Annotated in this window: 7 protein-coding genes and 1 pseudogene; 2 read left to right on the top strand and 6 right to left on the bottom strand. The window is 43.3% G+C overall.

Annotated elements, in window-relative coordinates:
- Positions 1–148, top strand: a 148-nt coding sequence (locus tag O9324_RS24195; protein WP_193960957.1) for a transposase, incomplete at its 5' end; no start/stop codon positions are given.
- A gap of 189 nt (positions 149–337) precedes the next feature.
- Here the strand turns inward: O9324_RS24195 and O9324_RS24190 are convergent.
- The 5 genes from O9324_RS24190 to O9324_RS24170 all read right to left on the bottom strand — a co-directional run bounded on the left by O9324_RS24190 (position 338) and on the right by O9324_RS24170 (position 5,567).
- Positions 338–709 carry a hypothetical protein gene (locus O9324_RS24190; RefSeq protein ID WP_288141532.1) on the bottom strand — a complete coding sequence of 124 codons (372 nt, stop codon included), beginning with the start codon at positions 707–709 and terminating at the stop codon, positions 338–340.
- Between the two features lie 232 nt (positions 710–941).
- On the bottom strand, positions 942–3,494 hold the full coding sequence (leuS, locus tag O9324_RS24185) for a leucine--tRNA ligase (protein WP_288141531.1): 2,553 nt from the start codon (positions 3,492–3,494) through the stop codon (positions 942–944).
- Positions 3,495–3,640: 146 nt separating this feature from the next.
- Entirely contained in the window at positions 3,641–3,973 is a 333-nt protein-coding gene (locus O9324_RS24180) for a BON domain-containing protein (protein WP_288141530.1), read from the bottom strand.
- Between the two features lie 22 nt (positions 3,974–3,995).
- Entirely contained in the window at positions 3,996–4,925 is a 930-nt protein-coding gene (locus O9324_RS24175) for a CoB--CoM heterodisulfide reductase iron-sulfur subunit B family protein (protein WP_288141529.1), read from the bottom strand.
- Between the two features lie 291 nt (positions 4,926–5,216).
- On the bottom strand, positions 5,217–5,567 hold the full coding sequence (locus O9324_RS24170) for an STAS domain-containing protein (RefSeq protein WP_002761268.1): 351 nt from the start codon (positions 5,565–5,567) through the stop codon (positions 5,217–5,219).
- Positions 5,568–5,925: 358 nt separating this feature from the next.
- Between O9324_RS24170 and O9324_RS24165 the strand changes: the two genes are divergently transcribed.
- Entirely contained in the window at positions 5,926–6,120 is a 195-nt protein-coding gene (locus O9324_RS24165) for a hypothetical protein (RefSeq protein ID WP_002761266.1), read from the top strand.
- 258 nt (positions 6,121–6,378) lie between these two features.
- Here the strand turns inward: O9324_RS24165 and O9324_RS24160 are convergent.
- Positions 6,379–6,758, bottom strand: a pseudogene (locus tag O9324_RS24160) (RNA-guided endonuclease TnpB family protein); the annotation flags it as partial.

Raw genomic sequence — 6,758 nt, 5'->3', positions numbered from 1 at the left:
AATTAGTTATTTCGAGCGAAGGACAACGAATGGGGTGGTCGAGGGAATCAACAATAAACTTAAACTAATAAAACGGAGAGGCTATGGCTTTAGAAACTTTCGGAATTTTTGGGTTAGAAGTATGTTATCTTGGCATCTTGTATGTTGATTTAGCATAAAGGGTAACGAAGAGCCACAAATTTCTGGAGCAATATCAGCCACAAATAGACAAATATCTTGCCCCACTACGACCAGGACAGCGCAAAATATATCAAAAATTATTAGAAACAATCAGAGAACGCCAACCCCGTCCCTTTGCCAATCCCTACTACTGGGCAGGTTTTACAGCTACAGGGATTTAGTCAGCACAATCAGCACAAACCTTCTTTATTCCCAATTTAAAAGCACAAATACCGATCGCTGTTGCTACACCAGGGGGAATACCAGCCCCCATCGCAATCGGCTCTATTGCAGGTGCAATCATTCCAGATTCCAGAGCTTCTCTAACTTCCTCCTGACAGATAAACTTACGGCATTTTTCCAAAATATCACTAAGGGATCTATCGCGTTCTGTACCAGCTTCTATCAGCAGTAATGGTATAGCATCCTCCAAATAGCCCTCGCACTCCTCAATTTCATCCAAAGCCGCGATCGCACTTGGATTATCTGCCAATTCAGCGCGAAACTGGGCAATTTCTTCGGGGGTTACTGTAGTTGATTCAATATCCATCTGTTGTTCTTATTTACAGACAATGCTAATTGTATATTTTACCATCTATCGATAGTTTTTAATAGACAGTGTTAATCTGACTGGTTATACTAAATCTGGTTATTAAAGACTGATTATTTATTCCCCTTTTTGCATGAGTGCATGAGCAGAAAACGGGTTTCTCGGAGAAACCCGTTTTCTGTGATAACTGAAAAGGTTCTTAATTCCCTACCATTGTGATAATTGCTGTCATTTAAACCACGACAAAATTAACTAATTTGCCCGGGACAACAATCACTTTTTTGATTTCCTTACCTTCTAAATAACGTTGGGCTATTTCTGATTCCAGAGCGAGGGTTTCTAGGGTGCTTTTATCGGCACTAGCGGGAACTTGTATCGTGCCTCTGGTTTTTCCCAAAATTTGGATGACAAGGGTAATCTCGTCCACAATCAGGGCAGTAGGATCAACTTTTGGCCAGGGTTGCAGGTGAATTGATTGGCTATGACCTAAAGCTTGCCATAATTCTTCGCTAAGATGGGGAGCAAAAAGGGAAAGTAAGATTAATAGGGTTTCGATTCCTTCCCGATAAATGGGGGATGCAAAACACTTATTATCCCCTAAAGCGTTACTGAGTTTCATCAATTCGGAAATGGCGGTATTAAATTGATAATCTCCTTCTAAATCCTCGGAGATTTCTTTAATAGCGGTGTGAATTGCCCGTCTTAAATCCTTGTCAGTTTTCGAGAAAGTCTCTATTTTTTTGACTTGCTTGGGTTTATTTTCAATATATTCACTGACTAAACGCCACACCCGATTAAGAAAGCGAAATTGTCCTTCTACCCCTGCATCTTCCCACTGTAAATCTTTTTCTGGGGGTGCAGTAAAAAGTATAAACATTCGGGCAGTATCAGCACCATATTTTTCCAGGACTTTCAGAGGATCAACGCCGTTATATTTCGACTTAGACATTTTTTCAAAGAAGAAAGAAAGAACTTCCCCCGTGTCTTTATCGCAATATTTATCCTCTTTATAGATAACATTTTCTGCGGGGACATATTTGCCAGTTTCGGGATTTTTGTAGGTTAATCCCTGTACCATTCCCTGGGTTAACAGACGGTTAAAAGGTTCATCGACATTAACTAAACCTCGGTCTCTTAAAACTTTGGTAAAGAAACGAGAATAGAGTAAATGTAGGATAGCGTGTTCGATTCCTCCGACGTATTGATCCACGGGCATCCAATCATTAACCTTCTCGAATTGAAAGGGTATATCTTCATTTTTAGCATCGGTATAACGGAGGAAATACCAACTAGAATCAATAAAAGTATCCATGGTGTCCGTTTCCCGTTTTGCGGGAGTGCCACAGCGAGGACAATCCACATTTACCCAGTCTTCTAATTTGGCTAAAGGAGAAGCACCTCGACCGCTAAATTCGACATTTTCTGGTAAAGTAACGGGTAAATTATTGATAGGTACTGGTACGGTTCCACAGTTAGGACAGTGGATAACTGGAATCGGACAACCCCAATATCTTTGACGGGAAATTAACCAATCCCGGAGGCGATATTGTATTCTAGCTTTGCCGTAACCTTGAGCAGTGGCATAATCAATAATAGCGGTTTTTCCTGCTGTAGAATTAAGTCCATTAAATTGAGCGGAATTAATCATAATTCCCGCTTCTGTATAGGCCTCTTTTAACTCAATTTCGCCACTTTCTGGAGTAATAACTATCTTAATTGGCAGGTTATTTTCCCCAGCAAATTTAAAATCGCGACTGTCGTGAGCCGGGACTCCCATCACTGCTCCCGTCCCGTATTCGTAGAGGACATAATCAGCAATTAAAATCGGAATTTCTTCACCAGTAAAAGGATTAATTGCCATTCCTCCGGTTTTAATACCGCGTTTGGGTTTATCTTCGGCAGTTCTTTCTAATTCGCTTTCGCTGGCTATCTCTTGAATAAAAGTTTCTACGGCCGATTTTTGTTCGGGAGTGGTAACTTGTAGAGTTAAGGGATGTTCGGGAGCAAGTACCACATAAGTCACTCCATAAACCGTATCGGGACGAGTGGTAAAAACGGCAATTTTTTCTGGGGAATTAACAAGAGGAAATTCTAAATAAGCACCTACCGATTTACCAATCCAGTTCGCCTGCATGGTTTTAACCCGTTCTGGCCAACCGGTAAGTTTATCTAAATCAGTGAGTAATTGTTCGGCATAATCGGTGATTTTTAGGAACCATTGCCAGAGTAACTTTCTTTCTACTTTAGCACCCGATCGCCAAGATTTTCCTTCACTATCTACCTGTTCATTGGCCAAGACAGTTTGATCGATAGGATCCCAATTCACTGCCGCTTCTTTTTGGTAGGCTAATCCTGATTCAAAAAACTGTAAAAATAGCCATTGGGTCCAACGATAATATTCCGGGGAACAGGTGGCAACTTCTCTTTCCCAATCGATAGATAATCCTAACTGTTGTAATTGCCGTTTCATCTGGGCAATATTTTGATCAGTCCATTTTGCCGGAGGAACTCCCCTTTCAATAGCGGCATTTTCTGCCGGTAATCCGAAAGCATCCCACCCCATGGGATGCAGCACGCGATAACCCTGCATTCTTTTCAGACGGGCAATCACATCGGTGATAGTATAGTTGCGAACGTGACCCATGTGCAGGTTGCCCGATGGATAGGGGAACATGGAGAGGGCGTAAAATTTCGGTTTATCGGCGTTTTCTGGGGTTTTGTCCAATCCCATTTGCTGCCAAATCTTCTGCCATTTCTGTTCGATTTCTGCGGGGTTGTACGGCACTGGGGTCTTTTCTCCTGAGTTTTATCTATCCCTCCCATTTTACCGCAGCCGGCTGGGGGCGATTGCCAGTCTTGCGGTTATCTACCCTAGCAAAAACCCTCTGGGTTTTAGTGGTTAATTTGCACGGGGAATATAGCCGTTCGACTTCACCCAATAGTTACTTGACTGGTATCGACGCTGGTTGCCCCATGGACTTTACTGGCAATGGCCACCATTTTATTTAAAGTCGCCTGATTGGAAACCTTGCCTTTTAGTACAACTTTACTACCAGTTTGAGCGACCCACAATTTGTCCTCATCGGCTAAATCCGGTGTCTCGTCAAAAGCTAAAACTACTCGTTTAGCTAGGCCGCTTTCGTCGTATTTTCCATCTAATCCGACTCTTTCGGGGGGAATCCCCGCAGCAGCGGCTTTTCCTGCGATCGCAATAGCGGCATCTGCCGGTTTATCTAAGCCGAAAATTCTTTTTAACCAATCCATTGCTAACACTCCTGATTGAGTTCTAAAACCCCAATTTCTTTAAGAGGGATTTGGTGGAAACGATGTGTCGATCTAATCCTAAACGATCGGGACTCACTCCCACCGCTAAAGCGACTAATTGGGAAAAATGCAACACGGGTAAACCTAAACTTCGACCGATCGCTTTTGCCACTTCCGGTTGTCGGGAATCAAGATTAAGATGGCATAAAGGACAAGGGGTGACTAAACAATCTGCCCCGGCTGCCATCGCCTCTAAAATGTGTTTTCCTGCCATTTGGAACGATTGGGTGGTGGCATAACTGGACAGGGGCCAACCACAGCATTGAGTGCGTCCTTGATAATAAATCGGATTTGCTCCCACCGCTCGAAAGACATTTTCTAGGGATTCCGGCTGAAAGGGATTATCGTAGGGGAGAGTATCCTGGGCGCGCAGGAGATAACAACCATAAAAACCGGCGCAATTTAAGCCTGATAAGGGACGAACCACCTTGGCCGCCAAATTATCTAAGCCATAATCGCCGACAATTGCCCAGAGTAGGTGCTTAACCGTCGTCGTACCTTGGTAGGGGGAACAATGTTCTTTCTGTAAATAATTATTAACTTCCTCAACATAATTGGGATTATTATGCTTTGCTTCCTTCAAGCGCTCATCCACATGACCGATCACTCCCTGACAGGTGCTACAGTGAGTCAACAGGGGTAAATTGAGGGCTTCCGCTAGGGCAATATTGCGCGCATTGACGGTATCTTCCAATAGTTGCGAATCTTCCTTATAGGTTCCCGAACCACAACAGGCAGCTTTTTTGAGTTCGACTAAATTAATCCCCAAAGCTTCCGTCAGGGCTGCCGTGGATAAATATAGTTCCCGACAGGCACCTTGGGCGACACAACCGGGAAAATAAGCATACTGGAGATTTTTGACTGTCATGGATTCTAGGAAATTACTACTCATTACCTATCTACCATCTTGGCCCCCTTCCCCTCTGTCATCACTAAAGTGATGGAATTTCTTAACAGACAGTCTTTTGTAATCTGCTCCGAACAAGTGTACGGTAGTTTGTCCCAGAAATAATATCCAAAAAGGAGGAGAGCCATCTCAACAGTATAATGGCTCTCCTTGAGAAAAATTGTTGTCCTGAGGAGTCGGTTGTACAAATGGGAATCTGCCCGGTCAAGAGGTGATTTACGGGGAGAATTGAGATTGTAGCCGAGAAATTGCGGCGAGAAACCCTATTTTGTCTGCTTAGGCCGCTTGGGGGAGGGTGATAACAGCATCAAAGTCAGCACGGCTAGGGAAAACCGAGAGAACCCGATCGAGTTGGGTTAATTCAAAGATAATCTTGACTGAAGGTGGAATAGAACAGATATTGAAGGATTTTTCTTGACTTTGAGCCAGACGAAAGGCGGTAACTAAAGCCATTAATCCAGCGCTGTCGAGGAATTCCACCCTACTCATATCCACGAGAAAAGTGATAGAGCGACTCTGGTTAACCAGATTGGTGAGCTGCTCTTGAAATTCTAGGACGTTAGCGGCGGTAATATAGCCGTTTGGCTCAAATAGAGCAATTTCCGGGACTTTTACAGGACTTTTCATGGCTGGGCTTTGAAATTCATAAATGAACCTTTTAACTGGAGATCAGATACCGCTATTATGTCCTAACTTTCTGATTTTGCAACCCCGGTCTCGATAAATTTCCTCTCTCCTGAAAAGATTAATCTTTTTTTAATCTTTCCCCTGTGGGAAGGAACCACTTTTAGGTTAACCTGATGATCCGGGGAGTCAAGAGGAACAGTGATCAAGGCTTATTAGGGCGAATACCAGGGGAAAGTCGTTAGGTTTAAGCTCTAATCCCGAATGACTGATGATGAACCAGCATTATACTGGTATTTTTGCTGAAATAAAGTAAAGCAGGATACAGAAACTAGATTTATTGAACTAGAGTAAGGAAATTGTGGATACCCAGCCGACTATCCGCCAATTAGTGGAACAAGCCCTATATTATCGTCAAATCACGCCAGAAATCGAAAACGGAATTAATGAACTCCTCGCTCGTCTTGGCTACGTTTCCGATGTGGATTACGAGGCCCTAGAGTTACTCATGGATGAAATGGACGAAGGCCGGATTAATCTCGTTCCGCGTCGGTAACTTCAGTTATCAGTTATCAGTTATCAGTTATCAGTTATCAGTGGTGAGTTATCAGTGGTGAGTTATCAGTGGTGAGTTTTCAGTTCACTCCGGACCTAGTAACGAAGAACCTGACTGATTACTGATTACTGAACAATCCCCCAAAACCCAATTTCCCCAAATTTCCCCAAATTAATATAATTGACTTCAGGCTTCCTCTTAACCTGATTTTTTCCTTGACATCCTCGCCGCCGTGAAACGGACGGCGATTCCCAAACCTCACGATTTGGGTTTCTGCTTCTTTCCCGAAGGATTTTTCGCACCTGCCGCCCCAGTTTTACTCTGTTCTGGTCTTATGGTCGCTCTACAGACTGACACCGCAAGCCCTGCGGCCAAAATATTTTTACTAGCGTTAATATCTCGGTCATGGTGAGTCCCACAGTCTGGACAATCCCATTCTCGAACATTTAACGGCATTTTCAAGGGCAATATACCCGCAATTACTACACCTTTTAGAACTAGGAAACCATCTATCTATTTCGATGTAATTTCTGCCGTACCAACGGCATTTATAGGCTAATTGTCGGGTTATTTCTCCCCAGCTTACATCAGATATTGCCTGAGATAATTTCGGGTTTTTGACCATATTCTTAACGGCT

This window comes from Microcystis sp. LE19-84.1B (assembly GCF_027531875.1).
GTDB classification, from domain to species: Bacteria; Cyanobacteriota; Cyanobacteriia; order Cyanobacteriales; family Microcystaceae; genus Microcystis; species Microcystis panniformis.
Note: the sequence above shows the minus strand (reverse complement) of the source record. Positions and strands in the feature narration are given on the sequence as shown.